Annotated in this window: 21 protein-coding genes; 10 read left to right on the top strand and 11 right to left on the bottom strand. The window is 70.9% G+C overall.

From position 1 onward, the window contains the following. Positions 1-115: 115 nt before the first annotated feature. The 3 genes from glpK to MWM08_RS01115 all read left to right on the top strand — a co-directional run bounded on the left by glpK (position 116) and on the right by MWM08_RS01115 (position 4,505). Entirely contained in the window at positions 116-1,609 is a 1,494-nt protein-coding gene (glpK, locus tag MWM08_RS01125) for a glycerol kinase GlpK (RefSeq protein WP_244457635.1), read from the top strand. Between the two features lie 104 nt (positions 1,610-1,713). Then, positions 1,714-3,360 (top strand): Na/Pi cotransporter family protein, encoded by a 1,647-nt coding sequence (locus tag MWM08_RS01120; RefSeq protein WP_244457634.1) that lies wholly within the window; start codon positions 1,714-1,716, stop codon positions 3,358-3,360. Next, complete coding sequence (locus tag MWM08_RS01115; RefSeq protein ID WP_244457633.1) at positions 3,357-4,505, top strand: PLP-dependent transferase; 1,149 nt, start codon at positions 3,357-3,359, stop codon at positions 4,503-4,505. The genes MWM08_RS01120 and MWM08_RS01115 overlap by 4 nt, the downstream gene beginning before the upstream one ends. On the opposite strand, the gene MWM08_RS01110 is transcribed toward MWM08_RS01115, so the two are convergent. The 6 genes from MWM08_RS01110 to MWM08_RS01085 form a co-directional block, all read right to left on the bottom strand. Next, positions 4,502-5,452, bottom strand: coding sequence for an SMP-30/gluconolactonase/LRE family protein (locus MWM08_RS01110; RefSeq protein ID WP_244457632.1), 951 nt, complete (start codon positions 5,450-5,452; stop codon positions 4,502-4,504). The two genes, MWM08_RS01115 and MWM08_RS01110, sit on opposite strands and share 4 nt — an antisense overlap. 55 nt (positions 5,453-5,507) lie before the next feature. Continuing rightward, positions 5,508-6,530, bottom strand: a complete 1,023-nt coding sequence (locus MWM08_RS01105; protein WP_244457631.1) for an SMP-30/gluconolactonase/LRE family protein — start codon at positions 6,528-6,530, stop codon at positions 5,508-5,510. Between the two features lie 52 nt (positions 6,531-6,582). Then, a complete protein-coding gene (locus MWM08_RS01100; RefSeq protein ID WP_244457630.1) occupies positions 6,583-7,491 on the bottom strand; it encodes a BMP family ABC transporter substrate-binding protein in 909 nt (302 codons plus the stop codon). Then, entirely contained in the window at positions 7,488-8,462 is a 975-nt protein-coding gene (locus MWM08_RS01095; RefSeq protein ID WP_244457629.1) for a Bug family tripartite tricarboxylate transporter substrate binding protein, read from the bottom strand. Before MWM08_RS01095 ends, MWM08_RS01100 begins: the two co-directional genes overlap by 4 nt. Positions 8,463-8,772: 310 nt before the next feature. Next, positions 8,773-9,594, bottom strand: coding sequence for a lipid-binding SYLF domain-containing protein (locus tag MWM08_RS01090; protein WP_244457628.1), 822 nt, complete (start codon positions 9,592-9,594; stop codon positions 8,773-8,775). 346 nt (positions 9,595-9,940) lie between these two features. After that, positions 9,941-10,573 (bottom strand): histidine phosphatase family protein, encoded by a 633-nt coding sequence (locus tag MWM08_RS01085; protein ID WP_244457627.1) that lies wholly within the window; start codon positions 10,571-10,573, stop codon positions 9,941-9,943. Between the two features lie 191 nt (positions 10,574-10,764). Between MWM08_RS01085 and MWM08_RS01080 the strand changes: the two genes are divergently transcribed. Continuing rightward, positions 10,765-11,262 carry a GNAT family N-acetyltransferase gene (locus MWM08_RS01080; protein WP_244457626.1) on the top strand — a complete coding sequence of 166 codons (498 nt, stop codon included), beginning with the start codon at positions 10,765-10,767 and terminating at the stop codon, positions 11,260-11,262. Here the strand turns inward: MWM08_RS01080 and MWM08_RS01075 are convergent. From MWM08_RS01075 to MWM08_RS01065, 3 genes are all read right to left on the bottom strand, one after another. Beyond that, the gene (locus MWM08_RS01075) at positions 11,246-12,109 is read right to left on the bottom strand and encodes an ABC transporter permease (RefSeq protein ID WP_423816003.1); all 864 of its coding nucleotides are present in this window, start codon (positions 12,107-12,109) and stop codon (positions 11,246-11,248) included. The genes MWM08_RS01080 and MWM08_RS01075 overlap by 17 nt on opposite strands. Then, positions 12,106-12,861: an ABC transporter ATP-binding protein gene (locus tag MWM08_RS01070; RefSeq protein WP_244457625.1), complete on the bottom strand. Its 756-nt coding sequence runs from the start codon at positions 12,859-12,861 to the stop codon at positions 12,106-12,108. Before MWM08_RS01070 ends, MWM08_RS01075 begins: the two co-directional genes overlap by 4 nt. 146 nt (positions 12,862-13,007) lie before the next feature. After that, complete coding sequence (locus MWM08_RS01065; RefSeq protein WP_244457624.1) at positions 13,008-13,730, bottom strand: response regulator transcription factor; 723 nt, start codon at positions 13,728-13,730, stop codon at positions 13,008-13,010. 252 nt (positions 13,731-13,982) lie between these two features. Between MWM08_RS01065 and MWM08_RS01060 the strand changes: the two genes are divergently transcribed. Both MWM08_RS01060 and MWM08_RS01055 read left to right on the top strand, forming a co-directional pair. Then, positions 13,983-15,167, top strand: a complete 1,185-nt coding sequence (locus MWM08_RS01060) for a GTP cyclohydrolase II (protein ID WP_244457623.1) — start codon at positions 13,983-13,985, stop codon at positions 15,165-15,167. Positions 15,168-15,513: 346 nt separating this feature from the next. Next, entirely contained in the window at positions 15,514-16,011 is a 498-nt protein-coding gene (locus tag MWM08_RS01055) for a L,D-transpeptidase family protein (RefSeq protein WP_244457622.1), read from the top strand. Between the two features lie 1,262 nt (positions 16,012-17,273). Here the strand turns inward: MWM08_RS01055 and metF are convergent. Next, on the bottom strand, positions 17,274-18,203 hold the full coding sequence (gene metF / locus MWM08_RS01050) for a methylenetetrahydrofolate reductase [NAD(P)H] (RefSeq protein ID WP_244457621.1): 930 nt from the start codon (positions 18,201-18,203) through the stop codon (positions 17,274-17,276). Between the two features lie 222 nt (positions 18,204-18,425). On the opposite strand from metF, the gene MWM08_RS01045 reads away from it, so the two are divergent. The 4 genes from MWM08_RS01045 (at position 18,426) to MWM08_RS01030 (ending at position 20,977) form a co-directional block, all read left to right on the top strand. Then, positions 18,426-19,259, top strand: coding sequence for an MlaA family lipoprotein (locus MWM08_RS01045; protein ID WP_244457620.1), 834 nt, complete (start codon positions 18,426-18,428; stop codon positions 19,257-19,259). Positions 19,260-19,294: 35 nt separating this feature from the next. Beyond that, entirely contained in the window at positions 19,295-19,930 is a 636-nt protein-coding gene (locus MWM08_RS01040; RefSeq protein ID WP_244457619.1) for an MlaC/ttg2D family ABC transporter substrate-binding protein, read from the top strand. A gap of 75 nt (positions 19,931-20,005) precedes the next feature. Further along, positions 20,006-20,458 (top strand): hypothetical protein, encoded by a 453-nt coding sequence (locus MWM08_RS01035; protein ID WP_244457618.1) that lies wholly within the window; start codon positions 20,006-20,008, stop codon positions 20,456-20,458. Between the two features lie 9 nt (positions 20,459-20,467). Continuing rightward, on the top strand, positions 20,468-20,977 hold the full coding sequence (locus tag MWM08_RS01030) for a hypothetical protein (RefSeq protein WP_244457617.1): 510 nt from the start codon (positions 20,468-20,470) through the stop codon (positions 20,975-20,977). Positions 20,978-20,982: 5 nt separating this feature from the next. On the opposite strand, the gene MWM08_RS01025 is transcribed toward MWM08_RS01030, so the two are convergent. Then, positions 20,983-21,507, bottom strand: coding sequence for a GNAT family N-acetyltransferase (locus MWM08_RS01025; protein WP_244457616.1), 525 nt, complete (start codon positions 21,505-21,507; stop codon positions 20,983-20,985). Positions 21,508-21,542: the final 35 nt, after the last annotated feature.

Here is a 21,542-nt window from a genome sequence, read left to right as displayed (position 1 = left end):
CGAGGCGCCATCCCGCCCCGTCCGCGCGCGCAGCGCAAGGGGCAGGGCCAGGCGCAAGCATGACCGGCACCCCGATCCGCGGCTATCCTGGCATCCGGGAAGGGACCGCCACCGCATGACCGCCGATATCCTGCTCGCCCTGGACCAGGGCACGACCAGCACGCGCGCCATGGCCTTCGAGGCCACGCTGGTGCCGATCGCCACCGCGCAGGAGGAACTGCCGCAGCATTTCCCCAGCCCCGGCTGGGTCGAGCACGAGCCCGAGGACATCTGGCGCGGCGCACTGACTACCCTGCGCGGCGCGCTGGCGCAGGCTGGCGGCGACGCGCGCCGCGTGGCGGGGATCGGCATCACCAACCAGCGCGAGACCACGCTGCTGTGGGACCGCGCGACGGGCCGCTGCCTGCACCGCGCCATCGTCTGGCAGGACCGCCGCACCGCGGACCACTGCGCGCGCCTGCGCGCGGAGGGCCTGGAACCGCTGCTGGTCGAGCGCAGCGGGCTGCTGGCCGACCCGTATTTCTCCGCCACCAAGCTGGCCTGGCTGCTCGACAACGTGGCGGGCGCGCGGGCAGCGGCGGAGCGCGGCGACCTCGCCTTCGGCACGGTGGATGCGTTCGTGCTGTGGCGCCTGACCGGCGGCCGGGTGCACGCAACCGATGCGACCAACGCCGCGCGCACCATGCTGTTCGACATCCGCAGCGGCGCCTGGGACGACGACCTGCTGCGCATCTTCCGCATCCCGCGCGCCGTGCTACCCGAGGTGACGAATTGCGCGACCGAATTTGGCACCACCGACGCGGCACTGCTGGGAGCGGCGGTGCCGGTGCGCGGCATCGCCGGCGACCAGCACGCCGCCACCATCGGCCAGGGCTGCTTCGCGCCGGGCATGGTGAAGTCCACCTATGGCACGGGCTGCTTCGCCATGCTGAACACCGGCGCCGATCCGGTCGCCTCACGCAACCGGCTGCTGACCACCATCGCCTATCAGCTCGATGGCGTGCGCACCTATGCGCTCGAGGGCGCCATCTTCGTCGCGGGTGCGGCGGTGCAGTGGCTGCGCGACGGGCTTGGCATCATCCGCGATGCCACCGAGGCCGGCGTGCTCGCGGCACGGGCGGACCCGGCGCAGCAGGTGGTGATGGTGCCGGCCTTCACCGGCCTTGGCGCGCCGCACTGGGACGCCGGGGCGCGCGCGGCGATCTTCGGCCTGACGCGTGGCAGCGGTCGTGCCGAGCTGTGCCGCGCCGCGCTCGAATCCGTGGCGTTCCAGACGCGCGACCTGGTCGATGCCATGCTGGCGGACTGGCCGGCGGCGGGGGATACGGTGCTGCGCGTGGATGGCGGCATGGTCGCATCGGACTGGACCATGCAGTTCCTGGCGGATGTACTCGGCGCGCCGGTCGATCGCCCGGTGGTGCGCGAGACCACCGCGCTCGGCGCGGCCTATCTTGCGGGGTTGCAGGCAGGGTTGCTGCCGCCGCCAGGGCCGGGCGGGGCATCGCACTGGCGGCTCGACCGCCGCTTCACCCCCGCCATGCCGCAGGCCGAGGCCGCGCGCCGCCACGCGCTGTGGCAGGATGCGGTGCGCCGCACGCTGAGCGCGTGATCCGTGATGGTCGAACACGCTGGTGCCTTGATCGGGGCGACTGATTCACCGCTTCGGCGATTCCGCTATCGCGGTTCGGTCGCCGGCGCGCTGAGGGGAGCGGGATGACCGAAGCCTGGCTGCTGCTGGAACTCGCGGGCGAGGCCGCGCTGCTGCTGTGGGGCCTGCACATGGTGCAGAGCGGCGTGATGCGCGCCTATGGTAGCCGGCTGCGCCAGCGGCTGGGCAGCGGGCTGTCGAACCGCCGGCGCGGCTTCGCGGCGGGGCTGGTGGTGACCGCGCTGCTCCAGAGCAGCACCGCCACAGCCTTCATGGTCGCGTCCTTCTGCGCCGGCGGCGCGGTGGCACTGGTGCCCGGGCTGGCGGCGATGTTGGGGGCGAATGTCGGCACCGCGCTGATCGTGCAGCTGGTGTCGTTCAACATGGATGCCTTGGCGCCGCTGCTGATCCTGGCCGGCGTGGTCGCCTTCCGCAGCGCGACACGCACGCGCCAGCGCGACCTGGGGCGTGCCAGCATCGGCCTGGGGCTGATGCTGCTCTCGTTGCATCTGATGGGCAGCACCATGGCGCCGGTCGAGAATTCGCCGGCGCTGCGCGCGGTGCTGCGCGCGCTGGCCGACCAGCCCTTCCCCAACCTGGTCATCGCCGCGGTCATCGCCTGGGCGATGCATTCGTCGATCGCCGGGGTGATCTTCGTCGCGTCGTTGCACGCTGCCGGGGTGGTGCCGGCGGAAGCCGCCATCGCCATGGTGGTAGGGGCGAATCTCGGCAGCGCGCTGAACCCGGTGCTGGAAGGGGACCGCAGCGAATGGGCGCGGATGCGCGTGCCGATCGGCAACCTGGCGAACCGCGTGCTCGGCGCGGTGCTGGCGCTGGCGCTGCTGCCCTGGTGCGTCGCGGCGATGCAGTGGATCGACCCGGGGCCGGCGCGGTTGGTGGCGAATACACACCTGGCGTTCAACCTGGCCCTGGCGCTGCTGATGCTGCCGTTGCTGCCGGGTGTCGCCCGGCTGCTCAAGCGCGCCCTGCCCGAACGCCCGCTGGCCGACGACCAAGCCACGCCGCGCTACCTGGACGATGCCGCGCTGCGCACGCCGCCGGTCGCGCTGGCCAATGCCGAGCGCGAGGCACTGCGCCAGGCCGATGCGCTCGAGGAGATCCTGCGCGCCATCGCCACCGGCTTCCGCACCGAGGACCGCGACCTCACGCGTCGCGTCGCCCGGCTGAACGAGGTGGTGGACCGGCTCAACCGCGCCGTGCAGGGCTACCTGGCGGCGCTCAACACCGAACTTCTGGGCGAGGAGGACCGCCGGCGCATCGCCGAGATCAGCACCTTCGCCATCAACCTCGACAGTGCGGGGGATGTGTTGGAGCGCAGCCTTGCGCGCGTCGCCGCGAAATGGGCGCGCGATGGCATGCCGCTGGACGATGCGATGATGGAATCGATCCAGGCGGTGCACCTGCGCGGGATCGAGCAGCTGCAGCTCGCCGTCGCCGCCTTCATGCGCGAGGATCTCTCGGCCGCGCGCCGCCTGATCGAGGAGAAGGAGCGCATGCGCCTGGAGGAGGCCGACACGGCGCAGCGCTTCGCGCTGGCGGTGGAGCCCGCCGCCATCGCGGCGACCGGGCTGCTGCTGGAGGTGGTGCGCGACCTCAAGCGCGTGGGCGGGCACCTGGCGGCGACCGCGCATCCGCTGCTGGAACGCGTGGGCGCGCTGCGCGCCTCGCGCCTGGCGGACAGCGCGGCATGACCCCGCGCCGCATCATCAACGCCTATGGCACCAACACGCGCCTGTCCGGCGGGATGATGGCGCCCGAGGTGGTGGCGGCGATGGCCGCGGCCGCGCAGGCCTGCTTCGAGATGCCGGATGTGCAGGCCGCGGCGTCGCGTGCCATCAGCGAGGCCACCGGCGCGCAGGCAGGTATCGTGACGGCGGGCGCCGCGGCGGCGCTGATGCTGGGCGCTGCCGCCTGCATGGCGCGGCTCGATCCGGCGGCGATGAACCGGCTGCCGGACACCGACGGGCTGCCCAACGAATTCATCGTCAGTCGCAGCCAACGCAACATGTACGACCGTGCGCTGCGCGTCGCCGGCGGACGCATCGTCGAGGTCGGCATTCCCGACCGGCTATCGGGTCCCGGCGTGCGCGACGCGAGCGCCGGCGAGATCGCCGACGCCATCACGCCGCGCACCGCGGCGGTGTTCCACCTGGCCGGCACGGATGCCGAACCGTCGCTGCCCGACCTGGTGCGCGTGGCGCATGCGCGCGGCGTGCCCGTGCTGGTGGATGCCGCCGCACAACTGCCGCCCGCGGAGAACCTGCGCCGCTTCATCGACCAGGGCGCGGACCTGGTGTGTTTCTCCGGCGGCAAGGCGATCGGCGGGCCGCAGGCCTCCGGCATCCTGGCCGGGCGGGCCGAACTGGTGAGCAGCGCGCTGGCGCAGATGCTCGACCTCGACCTGCCCGAGGCGCAGTTCGTGGCGCCGCCCGAATTCGCCGCGCTGAACCAGCTGCGCTTCCTGCCGCATCACGGCATCGGGCGCGTGGCGAAGGTGGGCAAGGAGGAGGTCGCGGGGCTGGTCGCCGCCTTACGCCGCTTCGCCGCGGAGGATCCCGCCGCACGCAGCGCGCGCTGGACGGCGCGGCTGGCAGCGCTGGACGTGCCGGGCGCCGTGCTGGTGCCCGATGGCGCCAAGCCCGGCCTGCCGCTGCTGGAACTGCGCTTCGCGGATCGCGCGGCGGCCGAACGCGCCGAGGCCGCGCTGCGCGCGCGCGACCCCGCGGTGCATGTGGATGCGTCGCGCATCCGCCGCGGCGTGCTGGCGGTGAACCCGATCGCGCTGGACGACGCCGACCTGCCGCTGCTGGCCGAGGCGCTGCGGGACGTCGTCTAGCCCCCTACCACGCCCTGCGTGTTGAAGTAGCAGGCATACAGCGACTGCGCCGCCGCCATGAACAGCCGGTTGCGGTGGCGCCCGCCGAACGCCACGTTCGCGCAGCGCTCCGGCAGGTGGATATGCCCGATCGGCGCGCCGGCGGCGTTGATCACGCGCACGCCGTCGAATTCCGCCGTCATGCCCCAGCCGCACCACAGGTTGCCGTCCACGTCCACGCGGAAGCCGTCCGGCGTCTCGCCGGGCTGGCAGGCGACGAACACACGGCGGTTGCGCAGCCGCGCGCCGTCCACGTCGTAGGCCAGGATGTTGCGCGGTTCGCTGCGGCTTTCGATGACATACAGCAGCGATTCATCCGGGCTGAACGCCAGCCCGTTCGGGTGGTCCACGTCGTCGGCCACCAGCGTGATCTCGCCGGTCGCGCCATCGACGCGATAGACGTTGGTGTGCGGCAGTTCCGCCGCCTGCTTCTCGCCCTCGTAGAAGGCCGCGAGGCCGAAGGGCGGGTCGGTGAACCACACCGACCCATCCGACTTCACCACCACGTCGTTCGGGCTGTTCAGCCGCTTGCCCTGGTAGTGGCTGGCCAGCACGGTGATGGCGCCGTCGTATTCGAAGCGCACGACGCGCCGCCCGCCATGTTCGCAGGCGATGATGCGGCCTTGCCGGTCGCGCGTGTGGCCGTTGGCGTTGTTCGACGGCTTGCGCCAGGCGGAGACGGCGCCGGTTTCCTCATCCCACTTCAGCACGCGGTTGTTCGGGATGTCGGACCACAGCAGGCAGCGCGCATCGCCGAGCCAGACCGGTCCCTCGCCCCAGCGCGTGCCGTGATGCAGCCGCTCTACCGCCGAGAGCGCCAAATGGTAGCGCTTGAAGGACGGGTCGAGCGCCACGATGCACGGATCAGGGTAGCGCTGGCTGGGCTGCCAGCGCGGGTCGTCGGTCATGGCGTTGTCTCCCCAAGGCGTTCGGGCGGCAGCATGGCCGCCGCCCGGCCGCGCATCAACCGCCCGCCACGCCCTGCGTGTTGACGTACAGGCTGTAGAGAGCGTGCGACGCCGTCATGAACAGCCGGTTGCGGTGCCGCCCGCCGAAGGCGAGGTTGGCGCAGCGTTCCGGCAGCCGGATATGGCCGATGCTGGCCCCCGCGGCGTTGATGATGCGCACCCCGTCGAGCTCCGCCGTGCCCATGCCCCAGCCGCACCAGAGGTTGCCGTCCACGTCCACGCGGAAGCCGTCCGGCGTCTCGCCCTCGCGGCACTGGAAGAAGATGCGGTTGTTCGCCAGCCGCGTCTGCGCGCCCTCCCCGCTCACGTCGAAGGCGCGGATCACGCGCGGCGTGGCGGCGGCTTCCACCACGTACAGGATGCGTTCGTCCGGGCTGAAGGCCAGGCCATTCGGGCGGCCCACGTCGCCGGTCATCACCTGGATCGCGCCGGTCTGGCCATCGACGCGGTACAGGTTGGTGGGCAGTTCGGGTGTCGCGGTCTCGCCCTCGTAGAAACCGAGGATGCCGAAGGGCGGGTCGGTGAACCAGATCGACCCGTCGCGCTTCACCACCACGTCGTTCGGGCTGTTCAGCGGCTTGTTGTCGAAGCGCGCTGCGATGACGGTGATGGACCCGTCGGGTTCGGTGCGCGTGACGCGCCGCGTCAGGTGCTCGCAGGTGATCAGGCGCCCCTGGCGGTCGCGCGTATTGCCGTTGGAATTGTTGGACGGGCTGCGAAACACGTCGGTGCGCCCGGTGGTCTCGTGCCAGCGCAGCATCCGGTTGTTCGGGATGTCGGACCAGATCAGGGCGCGCTGGTCGCCCATCCAGACCGGGCCTTCGGACCACCGCGCGCCGTTGTACAGGCGCTCGACCCCGGCCAGGACCAGGCGATAGCGGTTGAAGGACGGGTCGAGCACCTGGACGGCGGGGTCCGGGTAGCGTTCGCTCGGCTGCCACTGGGCGAAGGCAGGTGTCGCGGCAAGCGCGACGGCGCTGCCGGCGGCGCCCAGCAGGGCGCGGCGTTGGACGTGCATGGGGGCGTTTCCTTCCTCGCGCGGTCCTCTGCGGGGCCGCGGCGGCAGGCTATCACGCGGACGCAACGGGGGGCGCGAATTCCGGGCCGCTGAAATGCTCCGGCACGTCGATGTGCCCGGCCGCCAGTTCGCCCGCGAGAGCCGCGAGGCGCGCGGCCAGGTCCGGCGCGACGTCGGGTGCCAGCGCCAGCCGCACCGCATCGGGCTGTTCCGCGCCCACCCGCGCGTCGCGCCAGTCGTCGCGCAGATGCGCCGCCAGCGCCGCGGCGATGCACCAGCCATTGTCGGCGATGGCGCTGGCCAGGAAGCAGGGGTCCTCGGCGGTCCAGTCGTGCACGTTGCCGATGGCGCGCGCGCCGTGGCGCCGCAGCGCCGCCATCGCACCGGGGCGCCCGCCATCGAGCATGGCGAATTGCAGCACCGCGCCCGCCCCGCATTGCGCCTCGGTCCAGTGCTCGGCCAGCGCGGGGTCGTGCTGGTTGCCGCAGAACCCGGTTAGCAGCGGCGTGCCGGGCGCCGCATGCCGCAGGCCCGCCGCGAAGGCAGCGCGCCCGCGCAACCCGGGCGGCACCGGTTCGCCCGAGAGGTGCGCAACCGGCTGCCCCCCGGCCCACCACCCCGCCAGCGCACCGGCGAGGAAGGCGGAGTGTTCCTGCAGCACCTCGAAGCAGGCGATGTTCGGTCCCGCGATGCGCCCCTGCGTGACGGCGAAGCGCGTGCGCGGGACCTCCGGCGCCACGGCGGCGACGGGTGCCTCGCCCTGTCCGCCATGGGCGATGACCAGCGCGGCGCCGGCCGCCGCGTCGCGCAGCACGTCGATGCGCCGCGCGGGGTCGGGCGCCCAGATCGTCTCGACCGCCACGCCGAGGCGCGCCGCCGCGCGCGCCAGGCCCGCCACCCCCGCCGCGTTGAAGGCCCCCGCGCCCGGCCGCCCGAAGAAGACGGCGCGGATGGTCGTCATTGGGCGGTGATGCCGAGCGATCGCACCAGGCCGCCGATCACCTGCACGTCGTTCGCCACGAAGGCCGTGAATTCCACCGGCGTCATCGGACGATGGGCGATGCCGTGCTCGACCAGGCGCTGGCGCACGGCGTCGGTCTGCATCGCGGCATTGGTCTCGGCGTTGAGGCGCGCCACGATGGCAGGCGGCAGCCCGGCCGGGCCGGACAAGCCGAGCCAGTTCTCCACCAGCAGGTCGGGCAGGCCGGCCTCGGCGGTGGTGGGCACCTCGGGCGCCATGGGTTCGCGCGCGCGGGCGGTCACCGCGAAGGCGCGCAGGCGGCCCTCGCGGATGTGGTCGATGTTCTGCGGCAGCGTGTCGAAGGCGATGGGGATGTTGCCGCCCAGCAGGTCCGCCTGCATGGGCGCGCTGCCGCGATAGGGCACATGCGCCAGCGCGACGCCGGTCTGGCGTTCGAACAGCGTGCCGGCGATATGCGCGACAGACCCAGCGCCGGAACTGCCGAAGCCCGGCGGCGTGCGCTGCGCGCGCGCCCATTCGATCAAGGACCGCAGGTCGGTGGCCGGCACCAGCGCGCGGTTCGCCACCACCACCAGCGGGGTCGCGCCGATATAGGCGATGTGCGTGAAGCCCTGCACGGGGTCGTAGGTGGCGCTCGGGTAGATCGGCGGCGAGGAGGTGATCGGCGCGGTGTTCGACAGCATGAGCGTGTAGCCATCGGCTGGCTGCTGCGCGACATGGATGGCGCCGAGCGTGCCGCCGGCGCCCGGGCGGTTGTCGACCACCACGCGCCCGTTCAGGCGCGTGGAGAGCGCATCGGCCAGCACGCGGGCCACGATGTCGGACGACCCGCCGGGCGGGAAGACCACGACGATGCGCACCGGTCGCGTGGGCCAGGCCTGGGCCTCGGCGCCGCGATGGGCAGACAGGGCGAGGAATGCCGCGAGGATCGGCAGGAGGATGCGGCGCATGGCGGGCTCCGGGCGTTGCAGGGCCGGTCCTGCAATCCTGATGCCGGGGTCAGGCGGTTCGACCAGGTCCCGACCAGAGGCATTCATCGGATCGGGTCACGCTGATCGCGAGAACACGGGGCCAGAGGCGTCGGCGCGATCAACGGCGAGCGGAAAGGCCTCGCGGGTTCTGCGTCAGGAGACCGGCACCGGCGCACTGCCGGACACCCGGCCCGCACGTGGCTAGGCCCGCCACCGTCAGCGCGTGGTGCACGGCGTTCCAGCGTATGTCGCGCCGCGATGTTCCAGCGGGTGCGTCCCGCGCAGCGTTCTAGCGGGTGCCGCGCGGCGGAGAGGGCAGGCTTTCGGACTGCACGCGGGGCGTCGTTGCCGGGCCCGGCGTGATGACCGCCTGCGGAGCGGCCGACCCCTGCGCGGCGGGGGCCGCGGCCGGCGCAGGCGTGGCGGCCGGTGCGGCGGCCAGGCGCATCAGTGCGGCACGCAGCGGGTCGGCGGCGGGGTTGTGCGCCTCCATCGCGACCACGACTTGGCGGGCCGAGACGTCGCGCCCGAAATAGGCGCGCATCGCCGCGCTGCGCGCCGACAGGATGTTGCCGTCGAGCGAGATGCCCGCGAACAGCCCGCGTGCGCGGGCAATGGTCACGATGTCCGCGCCCACCGCCGCGGTGGTGGACCCGGCAATGCCGCGCCCCAGCGTGCCGAGCGCCACGCCGGCATCGCCGCCGACGCGGAACTGGCTATCGAGCACGGCATCCAGCGCCTTGTCGTTCATGATGAGCATGACGACCTGCGCGTCCTGGATGCCGACCTGGAAGCCGATCGACCCGCCGCCCATGGTGTAGAAGGCCGGCGAGGACCACGACCCACCGCCGTCGCGCGCGACCAGGACGCAGTCGCCGCCCTGGCCGGCGATGACGAAGCCGCCGCGGATGACCCGCGGGCAGATCATGGCGGCGCGGGCGCGTCCGAGCAGCGACTTGGCATCGGCGCTGAGGTCGCCGATGTCGAAGACCTCGCTCAGGGAGAGCGTGGCGCGATCGACCAGCGCCTGCTCCTCGGCCTGGGCGCGGGCATCGCGGTGACCGATCGCCAGGCCGAGTGCGGCGAGGGCGAAGATGGCGAGACGGCGCATGAGGCGAACCCCCCAACCCATTGACTGAGCGTTCTTCTAGAGCAGTTCCCGGTCAGATGGAATCATCTGATCGGGGGCCGATGCCCGCAAATGCCAAAGGCCGGTGGCGTTGCGCGAGCCAAGGCGGCTCCAGGCCCGGCCGAGCGGCACCACACAGGTTTCGCGATGCCGCCGCGATGGCCGGGACCGCCGATCACCGCAAGGTGAAGCGGCCGGCCGGTGTCGCGAAACTGAAATTTGCCGAATCGGCAGACCCCCGGCTTCGCGCCACGCGCCCGGTGTCGTTGCGGCGTGCCGACCGGTCCGACGCTGTCGCGCTATGGCGATGCGTTTCGGACCCTCCACGCTATGCCGCGGGCGGCGTCCAGGGTTCCTCGTTCACCGCCGCGACGCGCCAGTCGGGGCCATGCTTCTCGATGCGGGTGAGCGAGAGGTTCTTCACGCTGAACACGAAGGCCTGGTCGGGGGTCAGGCCCATCGCATGTGCAAGCGCGGCGCGGATCGACCCGCCATGCGCGATGATCACCACGTCCTGGCCTTCCAGCAGCGTCGCCATGCGTTCCAGCACGCCGGCGACGCGCGCCTGGACCTGGCGGAAGGATTCGCCGCCGGGCGGATGTTCCTCGCCCGCATGGGGCCAGAAGGGGTGGGCGGGGCGGGTCAGCAGGGCGGGCAGGGCCTCGTGCGGGATGCCCTGCCAGTCCCCCAGGTGCTGTTCCGCGAGGTCGGATTCGGCTTCGAGTTCGGTCTCGCCATAGCCGGCCGCGAAGATGGCGGCGGCGGTGAAGCGGGTGCGCGAAAGGTTGGTCACGTACCATCGCGCCGGCTGCGGCAGGCGATGCGCCAGCCAGCGATAGGCCGCGGCTTCCTCGCGCAGCGCGAGGTCGCACAGAGCGACATCCATGGAGCCATACAGCACCGCGCGGGCGGAGGGTTCCACCAGGGCGTGGCGGACCAGGAAGAAGCGGGTGGGGGTCATGGCGGCGGCATAGCGTGGCCGGGGCCAGAGGGCCATGGCGCGCGGCGCATGGGCCTGGCAGGGGCCGGGGGGCGGGGTTTCATAAGCCACCCATGGGCGGGCATGGGCGCGGCGGGCGGCCATGACCGTCGCGGGCATTCGGCGGCATCCGCCCCCTCGCGCCGCGGGCCGCCGCGTCGCAGCATCGCGCGATGGATACCACCACCCACACCGCCTGGACCCCCGGCGCGATCGGCGACATCGCCGCGCTGCACGCCCGCACCTATGCCGCGACCCACGGCTTCGGCGCCTTCTTCGAAGCAAAGGTCGCGCGCGAACTGGGTGACTTCCTGCTGCGCCTCGACCCCGCGCGCGACCTGTTCCGCTGCGCGATGCGGGACGGGCGCGTGCTGGGGTCGATCGCGCTCGATTGCGGGGAGGACCCGGCCAGCGCGCATCTGCGTTGGTTCATCCTCGACCCCGCCTTGCGCGGACAGGGCCTCGGCCGGCGCTGGCTGGCGGAGGCGATCGGCCAGGCGCGGCGCGTCGGCCTGCCGGAGATCCATCTCTGGACGCTCGATGGCCTCGATACCGCGGCACGGCTGTATGCGGCGGCAGGCTTCGTGCTGGACCGGGAGGTGACGGCGCAGCAATGGGGACGCGCCGTGACGGAACGCCGCCTGGTGCTGCCGCTCACTCCCCGATGTTGAGCAGTGCGCCCCGCACCCGCGCCTGGTGGAACTGCGACAGGAACACCCAGGCCGCCACCGCCAGCCACACGCCATCCAGCACCACCGCCCAGGCCAAGTGGTCCCAGGCGATGCGTCCATCCACCAGCGCGGCGCGCATTCCTTCGAAGACGTGCGTGGCCGGGATCGACAACGCCACCGGCTGCAGCCAGCCCGGCAGCACCGCGACCGGGTAGAACACCGCCGCAAAGGGCGCGAGACCGAACATCACGCCCCAGGCCAGGGCTTCCGCGCCCGCGCCGTGGCGCAGGATCAGCGCCGTCACAGCCAGCGCCACCGCCCAGCCCATCGCCATCAGCGCGGCCATGTAGGCCACCAGCACCGGCCCCATCGTCCACAGCCCGAAGCCGTACAGCACGAAGGCCAGCACCATCGCGGCACCCACGCCGACCGCGGTGCGCAGCACGCTCATGGCCGCGAGCCCCGCCACCAGTTCCCACGGCCGCAGCGGCGAGACGAACAGGTGCCCCAGGTTGCGCGACCACACTTCCTCGAGAAACGAAATCGCAAAGCCCATCTGGCTGCGCAGCGTGACCTCCCACAGCAGCACGCCGCCCAGCAGCACGCCGGCCGCGATGGTCACCGCATTGCCCTGCACCCCGACCAGGTAGGAGGTGACGAAACCCCACACCACCATCTGCAGCACCGGCCAGTACATGAGTTCGAGCACCCGCGGCCAGGACCGCCGGTACAGTGCCAGGTGCCGGTACATCAGCCCCCAGATGCGGCGCAGCGAACCGCCCTGCTGGCGGCCGTGGTTCAGGCCTTCGGTGGCTGCGCCGTCGCGGCGGTCCACGCCGCTGCTCATGCCACGGCCTCCGCGCGCGCACGGCCACGCGCGATGTCGAGGAAAACCTCCTCCAGGTCGTCGCGCCCGTACTTCTCCAGCAGCGCGGCCGGGCTGCCTTCATCGACGACGCGCCCGCCCTTGAGCATCAGCACGTTGGAACACAGCCGCTCCACCTCGGCCATGTTGTGGCTGGCGAGCAGGATCGAGGCGCCGCTCTGCGCGGCATAGGCTTCAAGCGTCGTGCGCACCCAGTCGCCGGTGTCGGGGTCGAGGCTCGCCGTCGGTTCATCGAGCAGCAGCAGCGCGGGCTGGTTCACCAGCGCCTTGGCGAGCGCGACGCGCGTCTTCTGCCCCGCACTCAGTTGCCCCGCAGGGCGCGTGGCGAAGTCGCCGAGCGCGAATTGCTCGACCAGGTCCGCGATGCGCCGCTTCGCGTCGGGCACGCCGTACAGATCGGCATAGACGCGCAGGTTCTCGGTCACGGTCAACCGATGTGGCAGCGCGATGTAGGGCGATGAAAAGTTCATCCGCGCCAGCGCGGCGAAGCGGTCGCGTGCCATGTCGTGGCCAAGTGCGACCACACGGCCGGACGTCGGCACCAGCAGCCCGAGCAGCATGGCGATGGTGGTGGACTTGCCGGCACCATTGCCGCCGAGCAGGCCCCAGGTCTGCCCCATGGGCAGCGTGAAGGTGAGGCCGTCGACCGCCGGCGCGGTGCCGGCGGCGTAGGTCTTGGTGAGGGCTTCGACCAACAGCGCGGGCGGGTTCATCGCGCCCATATCGGACGTGGCGGCTGCATTTGCCACCCTCGAGCGGCGACCCACGGCCGCCGCGGGTTGCGCGCCATGCACTGCTGGCCTGGGCGCGGATGCGCCAGGCACTGCCGGATCGCGATGCAACCCGTCGTGCGGGAGCGTCAGGCGCCCGGCGTGGCGGAGTCCTCGAACTGCTCCAGCCGATAGCCTCCCGCCTCGGTCACCAATAAGCGCGTCTCGGCCGGGTTCGGCTCGATCTTCTGGCGCAGGCGGTAGATGTGAGTCTCGAGCGTGTGCGTCGTGACGTTGCTGTTGTAGCCCCACACGTCGTTCAGCAGCACGGTGCGCGGCACCGGCCGCCCGCCGGCGCGGTACAGGAACTTGAGGATCGCGGCTTCCTTTTCGGTCAGCCGGATCCGCCTGCCCTTCGCCTGGTCGTGCAACTGCTTGGCCGAGGGCCGGAACAGGTACGGCCCGACCTTGAACACCGCATCCTCGCTGCTGTCGTAGCCGCGCAGCTGCGCCCGGATGCGCGCCAACAACTCGTTCAGCCGGAACGGCTTGACGATGAAGTCGTTCGCCCCGGCATCGAGCCCGCTGACCACGTCCGCCTCGCTGTCCACGCCGGTCAGCATCACCACCGGCATGCGGAAGCCGTCGCGGCGCAGTCGCGTGCAGTAGTCGCGCCCGTCCCCGTCCGGCAGCCGGATATCCAGCAGGATCAGGTCGAACCGCGCTCCATCCGCGGTCAGCCGCGCCTCGGCCTGCGCAAGACTCGCGGCCTCCACCGGCGCGAATTCCCCTTCGAGGGACAACTGTTCGGCGAGTGTCGCTGAAAGTGCGGTGTCGTCATCGACGATCAGCACCGGGCGCGGACCTGGCATGCGCCGATTCCCCATTCTGAAGGTCGTCACGGATCCGCGACGACGGTAGCCCCCGCCGCAGGTATGGCCGGTAAGTCACGGTTATGCCAGCCTCGCCGCGTCGCCGCGGGCAAGTTCTCGCATCTGTGATTGACGATTCACGCATCTGGACGCGCCGCTGATGCGTACCACATGCCATCAGCCCGAAGGCTACCGGGCGCCATCCGTGCCGCCATGCGCACGCCACATTCCCGGCGCGCCATGGATCGAAGAATGGAACGCCACACCATGACGCCACCAGGCAACCTCGCCACCGAAGCGAAAAACGCTGCCCACGATCACGAATCCGGCGTGCATGCGCTGCGATCGGTTCATCGTGCGGTGGCGGAGCTGCGGCGTGGCACGCCTGTCGTCCTGCGCGGCCAGGACACCTGCCTCGTCGTCGCCGCGGCCGAAACGGTGGGCGCGCGCGGCCTCGCGGAACTCGCGGACGCCGCGCTCGGCCCGGCCCTGCTGCTGCTCGCCCCCGTGCGCGCCGCCGCCGTGCTGCAGCGCCCCGTGCCCCACGCGGCCGAGGACGAAGGCGCCGTTGCCCTGCGCCTGCCCGCAGGGCTGATGGCGCCCGCCGCGCTGCGGTCCCTGGCGGACCCGACCGCCGATCGGCTCATTCTCGACACGCCTGAACGCCTGGCCGCCCCGCCGCTGGCCCAGGCGGCGATCGCTTTGGCCAAGCTGGCGCGGCTGCTGCCCGCCCTGGTCGCCGCGCCGGCCACCGAGGCTGCCGCCGCGCGCCTGTCCCTGCTGAGCGTGCCGGCGGCCGATGTGCTCGCCTACCCGGCCGGCGCCGCCACCTCGCTGGCGCGCGTGGCCGAGGCCCGCGTGCCGCTGCTGGACGTGCCCGAGGCACGCATCATCGCCTTCCGCGCCGCCGATGGCGGGATCGAGCACCTGGCCATCCTGGTCGGCGACCCGGAGAAGACCGCGCGCGAGGGCGGCGCCCCGCTGGTGCGCGCCCATTCCGAATGCTTCACCGGCGACCTGCTGGGTTCGCTGCGCTGCGACTGCGGCCCGCAGCTGCGCGGCGCGCTCGTGCGCATGGCGGCCGACCCCGCAGGCGGCGTGCTGCTGTACCTGGCGCAGGAAGGCCGCGGCATCGGCCTGGTGAACAAGCTGCGCGCGTACACGCTGCAGGATGCCGGGCTGGACACGCTCGATGCCAACCGCGCGCTGGGCTACGGCGCGGACGAGCGCAACTTCCTGGTCGCCGCCACCATGCTGCGCGCGGTGGGCGTGGAACGCGTGCGCCTGCTGACCAACAACCCCGACAAGATCAACGGCCTGTCCGCCTGCGGGATCGAGGTGCAGGGCCGCGAGGCGCATGCCTTCGACCCGAATGGGGTGAACGACGGGTATCTGCGCACGAAGGCGGAGCGGTTCGGGCATATCCTGCCGCAGTGATCTTCGGCGTGCGGAGGCACGCCGAACGCTGTTTTTTGATCCCTCAGACGGCGGGCGCCGCGCATCCGCACGGCTTGCCTTCGCGCCCCGCGCTGGTGCGCCGGGGGTGGCTGGCAGGTTGGGCGCGGTCGCGCTGAGCGCTCCCGGATCGCGCCTGGCGCGATCCGTTTCCTGTCTTGCATCCGGCGGCATTCAGTTGCGTATCCACGGCCCGCCTTCGCGGCCTTTCGTGGAGTGCCGTGCTCGACCGGTGGCGGCGTGCCGTCCGTTTTCGGGCTGTCGAGGTGTGGTGGCGCAGCCGCGATGCGCCGATAATCCGCGCCACTCTCGCCGGACCTGACCCTACATGACCACCACCGCCCGCGTCACTGCCGACGGCCTGCTGCGCTTCCGCGGCGAGACGCTGCGCTGCGCCATCGGCAAGGGCGGCATCACCACCGCGAAGCAGGAAGGTGACGGCGCCACGCCCATCGGCCTGCTGCCGCTGCGCCGCGTGCTGTGGCGCGCCGACCGCGGCCCGCGCCCGGCCACCACCCTGCCCTGCGAACCCATCGCGCCCGAGGATGGCTGGTGCGACGACCCGGCGCACCGCGACTACAACCAGGCCATCCGCCTGCCGCACGCGACGCGGCACGAAAACCTGTGGCGCGCGGATGCGGTCTACGACGTGATCGCGGTGCTCGGCTGGAACGACGCGCCGGTGCAGCGCGGGCGCGGCAGCGCGATCTTCCTGCATGTGGCGCGGGCGGATTTCGCGCCGACGGAAGGCTGCGTGGCGCTGCCGGAGCGGGAGTTGCGGCGGGTGCTCGCGGCCGGGCTGTTGGCGCTGGAGGTCGCGGGATAGCGGGTCGCGCTGCCCCAAATACACCTGAGCAAGTACGCAATTGTTGAGAGAATCGCCTCGAATGCTTTCAGGATGAATTACTAATCTACCACAAATTCATTCTGAAAAATCTCAACAATACACTCCCTCGCTTTGCTCAAAACAAATGAAGTAAGATCATACGAATTAATCCGGCCGAACTCATGTTTTTCATCTGAGATGAACGAGATCGAAGTTATAGATCCTCGTTGCAAAACGTAATTCCATCTAAGTTCCAAATCAATGTCAGATCCGGCCCGCGCCGAAGGGTTCCTCTGATGTTCTTTCGCTGATAAGTTTATCGAGATATAGAGATCTCTCGAAAGGTCGGAAGCAGTTCCATGTGGCAAGGGCTCACCTTTTCCGATGAGCACCGGTATCTGATGCAATCGAGAAAGAGAATGAAGCCGGATCCGAAAATTTTGCCGAGCTGTCGAAATAACTAGGCCCTGAATATCAAAATCTTGATCGAGCACACCTCCTGGTAGTGCACGCGCAGAAGTTACGGCTCCTCCCGAAATATAGCGCCAAGCATCATCCTGCCAGATCCTGACTGAATTAATAATTGCTATGAATCTTACGTTCGAAAAAAAGGCCGCAGGTATCGCCCTTATATTGGTCTGTCCTGCAGACGTGTTGGAGGCAATGAGTGATGAAGTCACAGCAAACGTTAGACTACCCAGACTGCGCCGAAACACTAAATCGGAATTGGCGGTCGGGTGACGTTTCGCGTGAAACAGCGTAGCCGTCGACTGCCCTTTGATCATATCGGCACTCCACGAAATTAGTCGACCCGTTGGTCCCACGACCGGCCTGTCGAGCAGGCACTCACAACGCGCAGCGAAGCGAGGCAACCGGGGCGAATCGTCAGGGGCGACTAAGGCACAAGCAGGTGCGGATAAGCCGTCGCCACCCAGCTTCGCCTACGGCACTGAAGCGCCGCAAGTACCAACACCCCGTGCTAACCGCAAAACCATTGGACTCAGCCTGCGCGGCCATATAGGAACAAAATCCTCGCGCTGCATCTGCGCAGCGAGGCCGCTCTTTGACCCGACCCCCATCCGTCCCCAACCACCGCCCCACCGGCGCGCCGCGCAAATGCGCGAATCCCGCGCGGGCTCGCCGATCGGGTGCCTAGCCCCCGCCGCGCACCCGCCACGCCATTTGTCCGAAACCAGCACCCCCGCCACCCGCGGGGCATTTGTCCGAAACCAACAATCCTCAACGCCGCCGCGGCCGCCCCCTCAACCCGTAGCCCCCACCTTCGCCCGCGCCCCCAAGATATGCGCGATCGCATAGGTCAGATCCGGCCGGTTCAACGTATAGAAGTGGAACTCATCCACCCCATTCGCCTGCAGCAACCTCACCTGCTCCGCCGCCACCACGGTCGCCACCATGCGCCGCGTCTCGGCATCTTCCTCCAGCCCCTCGAACAGTTTCCCCATCCAGGCCGGCACGCTCGCCCCGCACATCGCCGAGAACTTCACCACCTGCGAAAAGTTCGACACCGGCAGGATCCCCGGCACGATCGGCACCGTGATCCCCGCTGCCAGGCAGCGGTCCAGGAAGCGCAGGTACACATCCGTGTCGAAGAAGTACTGCGTGATCGCCCGGTTCGCCCCGGCATCGATCTTGCGCTTCAGGAAATCGAGATCCGCCTCGGCCGAGACCGCCGCCGGGTGCCCCTCCGGATACGCTCCGACCGAGATGTCGAATTCCCCGATGCGCCGCAGCCCGCGCACAAGATCCTCCGCCTGGGCATAGCCGCCCGGGTGCGGGGTGTATTCGCTGGCCCCCGCCGGCGGGTCGCCGCGCAGCGCGACGATATGCCGCACCCCGGCGTCCCAGTACCGCCGCGCCACCGCATCCACCTCGTCCCGCGTGGCCCCCACGCAGGTCAGGTGCGCGGCCGGCGTCAGCGATGTCTCGCTCACCAGCCGCGACACCGTCGCATGCGTGCGCTCCTGCGTGGTGCCCCCCGCGCCATAGGTCACGCTCACGAAGCGCGGCCCGAGCGGCTCCAGCCGCCGAATGCACTGCCAGAGCTGTTCCTCGAGCTTCTCGGTCTTGGGCGGGAAGAACTCGAAGGACAGCCGCGGCGGCGGCAACTCCGACGGCGCCGGCAGCCCCGGCACCCGGGGCCCGGTCAGCCAGCGGGCCAGTGTTCCGGTCATGGCATGGTTCATCGCGCGCGTTCCTCGTGGCGTCCGGCCCGCTGCCGCGGGGCGCCCCCTGTCGCCTGTCCGGCCGGGGCTTGCAAGGCTTCGTTACGTTTCGCGGCGAAGCGGTTCACTGCAACGCCACAACCACGCAGTAGGCTGGTGTGCAACCCTCTCCCGGCAACCCCCGTTGGGAAATCGGTTCCAACGTGCGGAAGGACTGTGTATTTCGCCGTGATGCTTCCGTCCCAATCCCTTGGCCTGCGCGGCCTGGCGCTGCTGCTGGCCCTGGCCGCCGCCGGCTGCGCCACGCGCCCCGACCCCGATGACGCCGAGGGCCTCGCCGAATTCCGCGAGACCAACGACCCCTTCGAACCCGCCAACCGCGCCATGTTCGAAGTGCATGAAGTGGCCGACCGCTATGTGCTCCAGCCGGTCGCCGAGGCCTATCGCGACATCCTGCCGCAGCCCATCCGCTCGGGCATCCGCAACGTGCTGGGCAACCTGCGCGCGCCGGTGATCCTCGCCAACGACCTGCTGCAGGGCAACATTCCGCGGGCGCGCATCACCCTCGGCCGCTTCATGGTCAATTCCACCCTGGGCGTCGGCGGCCTGCTGGATGTCGCGCGCGAATGGGGCGTGCCCGGCCATTCCGAGGATTTCGGCCAGACGCTGGCGGTCTGGGGCGCGGGCGAGGGCTTCTATATGTTCGTCCCGCTCTTCGGCCCTTCCTCCCCGCGCGACCTCGGCGGCCAGGCGGTCGACCTCGCGATCAACCCGCTCTCCTGGCTGGGCCAGGGGCTGATCGTGGATGCCGCGGGCTGGACCCAGCTCGGCCTCACGGTGGTCGACACGCGCGAGGCGCTGCTGGAGCCCATCGACCAGGTCCGCGCCACCTCGCTCGACCCCTATTCCACGCTGCGCTCGGCGTATCGCCAGCGCCGCGCCTTCGAGATCCGCAACCAGGAAAGCCCCGGCGGGAACGTGGTGGGGCCCTCCGGCGTCACCGGCTTCGGCCAGGGTGTCACGGCACCCGGCGGGCCCGACGCCGCGCCGCCGCCGGCCCGATGACTCGGAATCCGGGTGCCAGGAACCATATGAGCCCCATGCAACGCCGCACCCTCCTCGCCCTCCCCGCCGCCGCCGCGACCCTGGCACTGGCCTGGCCGCGCGCCGGCCATGCCGAGATCGACCCGGCCCGCGCCGCCGCCTTCGTGCGCGACGCCGGCAACGAGCTGGTCGCAGCCATCAATGACACACGGTCCGACGTCGCGGCGCGGCGCGACAAGGTCGCCGCCGTGCTGCGCCGCACCGTCGACATTGAAGGGACCGGCCGCTTCATCCTGGGTCGGTACGTCCGCCAGGCCTCGCCGGCGGAACTCGCGGACTACAACCGCCTGTTCGACGACATCATCGTGCGCAACCTCTCGGCGCGCTTCGGGGAATACCGCGGCGTGCGCTTCTCGCTCGGCCGCAGCCAGCAGCGCACCGAGGAAGACGTCCTGGTCAACACCATCATCGAACGCCCGAGCCAGCCGGCCTTCTCGCTCGACTGGCGCGTGGCCGAGGTCGGCGGCCAGCCCCGCGTGGTGGACGTGATCGCCGAGGGCACCTCGCTGCGCCTGACCACGCGCAGCGAATACTCGGCCGTTATCCAGCGCAATGGCGGGCGCGTGGCCGCGTTGCTCGATGCCATGCGCAACCAGATCGCGCAGCTCGCAGCACGCGAGGCGCGCAGCTGACGCGCGTTGACGCAGGTCAAGACCTGCGTCGTTCGCATGCTGTAGGTGTGCCTCCCCTTCGGAGAGCACGCCGCCATGGACCCGCATCCACCCGCCCTGTCGATCCGCGACCTGTTCGCCGCCAAGGCGGCCGCCGCCGAACGCCGGCGCGCCGAGGCCGAAGAGGCGGCCGCGCACAAGCGCGCCGAGCTCGAGACCTTTTCCCACCGCGTGCAGACCTATGAGATCACGCAGGAGGACCGCGACCGTGCCCTGCTGCGCATCCGCCGCGCCTTCGAAGCCGGCGAGCGCGAGTTGATGCTGGTGCGCTTCCCCTCGGTGCTCTGCGAGGATGGCGGGCGGCGCATCAACAACCGCCTGGAGGGCTGGCAAGACACGCTGCCGGGGGTGATGCACAAGATCTACGAATGGTGGGACCGCGACCTGAAACCCGGCGGCTTCACCTTCAGTGCGCGGGTGATCGACTATCCCGGCGGCATGCCCGGCGATGTCGGCATCTTCATCGGCTGGCCGGAGGTGCTCGAGTAGCGGAGGCGGATGGGTTCGCTCGAGGAGATCGCAGCCTGGGCCTGGGCGCGGCACCACAATGAATGGAGCTGGTGGATCCGGCCCTTCTTCCTGCTGCCCTGGTGCTGGTTTGCCTGGCGGCGCAGCGTCGCGGGCCTCGCGCTGACCCTGCTGGCCCTGGTCACCAGCATGGCGTGGTTCCCCACACCCGAGGTACCCTCGGCTATGACGGTCGCCGTGCTGGCCGCGGAGCGCGACTACCTGCTCGGTCCCTGGGGACCGGCCAAGGTCGCGGTCGCGCTGCTGGTGCCGGTGAGCCTCGCCGCGCTCGCGGCCGCCTTCTGGCGCCGGTCCTTCGCCTGGGGCCTGGTCGTGCTGAATGCGATGGTGCTGGCCAAGATCGCCTGGACCTTCGTGGTCTTCACGCCCGCGGGCGCGCTGCACCACCTGGTGCCGGCCGGCGCCGGGCTGCTGGGCTGCAACCTGGCACTGGCACTGGCACTGGCGCTGGCCTGGCGCCGCCGCGCGGCGCGCCGCTGAAGGGGTCAGCCGCGGCTTTCGAACACCAGCATGCGGTGGCCCTGGTAGCGGTAGTCGCCCGCCGGCGTCATGCCGATGTCGGCCATCACCGCGCGCGAGGCCTCGTTCTCCTCGCGCGCCACCGCGATGATGCGCGGCAGGCCCGCGCGGTGCCCGAAGGCGAGCGCGGCCCGCGCCGCCTCCCGCGCATAACCCTTCCCGCGGCATTCCGGCCACAGCGCGTAGCGCAGCGCGACACCGCGCCCGTCCGGGCGTTCCATCAGGCCGCAGATGCCCAGGAAATCGCCCGTCGCGCGCTCGAAGACGCACCAGGTGCCGTAGCCGCGCACCTCCCAGAAGTCGATGTCGTCCTCCAGTTCCTCGCGCGTGCGCTGTTCGCTGCGCACGCCATGCAGCATCCAGCCGAAGACACGCTCGTCGGCCTTGAGGCGGATCAGGTCGGGCAGGTTCTCGCGCCCGGGCGGGATCAGCATCAGCCGCTCGGTCGTGATCAGCCGCGTGGACTTCAGCGCCTGCATGGCTGCGCTCATCTGCGCCCTCCGTCGGATCGGCGTGCGCGCCGGGT

The sequence above is a fragment of the Roseomonas fluvialis genome, from assembly GCF_022846615.1.
GTDB lineage: Bacteria > Pseudomonadota > Alphaproteobacteria > Acetobacterales > Acetobacteraceae > Neoroseomonas > Neoroseomonas fluvialis.
This window is presented reverse-complemented; position numbering and strand designations above follow the sequence as displayed.

Coding starts and splice junctions, on each gene's coding strand:
- glpK (WP_244457635.1), top strand. CDS start 116: ATGACCGCCGATATCCTGCTCGCCCTGGACCAGGGCACGACCAGCACG.
- MWM08_RS01120 (WP_244457634.1), top strand. CDS start 1,714: ATGACCGAAGCCTGGCTGCTGCTGGAACTCGCGGGCGAGGCCGCGCTG.
- MWM08_RS01115 (WP_244457633.1), top strand. CDS start 3,357: ATGACCCCGCGCCGCATCATCAACGCCTATGGCACCAACACGCGCCTG.
- MWM08_RS01110 (WP_244457632.1), bottom strand. CDS start 5,452: ATGACCGACGACCCGCGCTGGCAGCCCAGCCAGCGCTACCCTGATCCG.
- MWM08_RS01105 (WP_244457631.1), bottom strand. CDS start 6,530: ATGCACGTCCAACGCCGCGCCCTGCTGGGCGCCGCCGGCAGCGCCGTC.
- MWM08_RS01100 (WP_244457630.1), bottom strand. CDS start 7,491: ATGACGACCATCCGCGCCGTCTTCTTCGGGCGGCCGGGCGCGGGGGCC.
- MWM08_RS01095 (WP_244457629.1), bottom strand. CDS start 8,462: ATGCGCCGCATCCTCCTGCCGATCCTCGCGGCATTCCTCGCCCTGTCT.
- MWM08_RS01090 (WP_244457628.1), bottom strand. CDS start 9,594: ATGCGCCGTCTCGCCATCTTCGCCCTCGCCGCACTCGGCCTGGCGATC.
- MWM08_RS01085 (WP_244457627.1), bottom strand. CDS start 10,573: ATGACCCCCACCCGCTTCTTCCTGGTCCGCCACGCCCTGGTGGAACCC.
- MWM08_RS01080 (WP_244457626.1), top strand. CDS start 10,765: ATGGATACCACCACCCACACCGCCTGGACCCCCGGCGCGATCGGCGAC.
- MWM08_RS01075 (WP_423816003.1), bottom strand. CDS start 12,109: ATGAGCAGCGGCGTGGACCGCCGCGACGGCGCAGCCACCGAAGGCCTG.
- MWM08_RS01070 (WP_244457625.1), bottom strand. CDS start 12,861: ATGAACCCGCCCGCGCTGTTGGTCGAAGCCCTCACCAAGACCTACGCC.
- MWM08_RS01065 (WP_244457624.1), bottom strand. CDS start 13,730: ATGCCAGGTCCGCGCCCGGTGCTGATCGTCGATGACGACACCGCACTT.
- MWM08_RS01060 (WP_244457623.1), top strand. CDS start 13,983: ATGGAACGCCACACCATGACGCCACCAGGCAACCTCGCCACCGAAGCG.
- MWM08_RS01055 (WP_244457622.1), top strand. CDS start 15,514: ATGACCACCACCGCCCGCGTCACTGCCGACGGCCTGCTGCGCTTCCGC.
- metF (WP_244457621.1), bottom strand. CDS start 18,203: ATGACCGGAACACTGGCCCGCTGGCTGACCGGGCCCCGGGTGCCGGGG.
- MWM08_RS01045 (WP_244457620.1), top strand. CDS start 18,426: ATGCTTCCGTCCCAATCCCTTGGCCTGCGCGGCCTGGCGCTGCTGCTG.
- MWM08_RS01040 (WP_244457619.1), top strand. CDS start 19,295: ATGCAACGCCGCACCCTCCTCGCCCTCCCCGCCGCCGCCGCGACCCTG.
- MWM08_RS01035 (WP_244457618.1), top strand. CDS start 20,006: ATGGACCCGCATCCACCCGCCCTGTCGATCCGCGACCTGTTCGCCGCC.
- MWM08_RS01030 (WP_244457617.1), top strand. CDS start 20,468: ATGGGTTCGCTCGAGGAGATCGCAGCCTGGGCCTGGGCGCGGCACCAC.
- MWM08_RS01025 (WP_244457616.1), bottom strand. CDS start 21,507: ATGAGCGCAGCCATGCAGGCGCTGAAGTCCACGCGGCTGATCACGACC.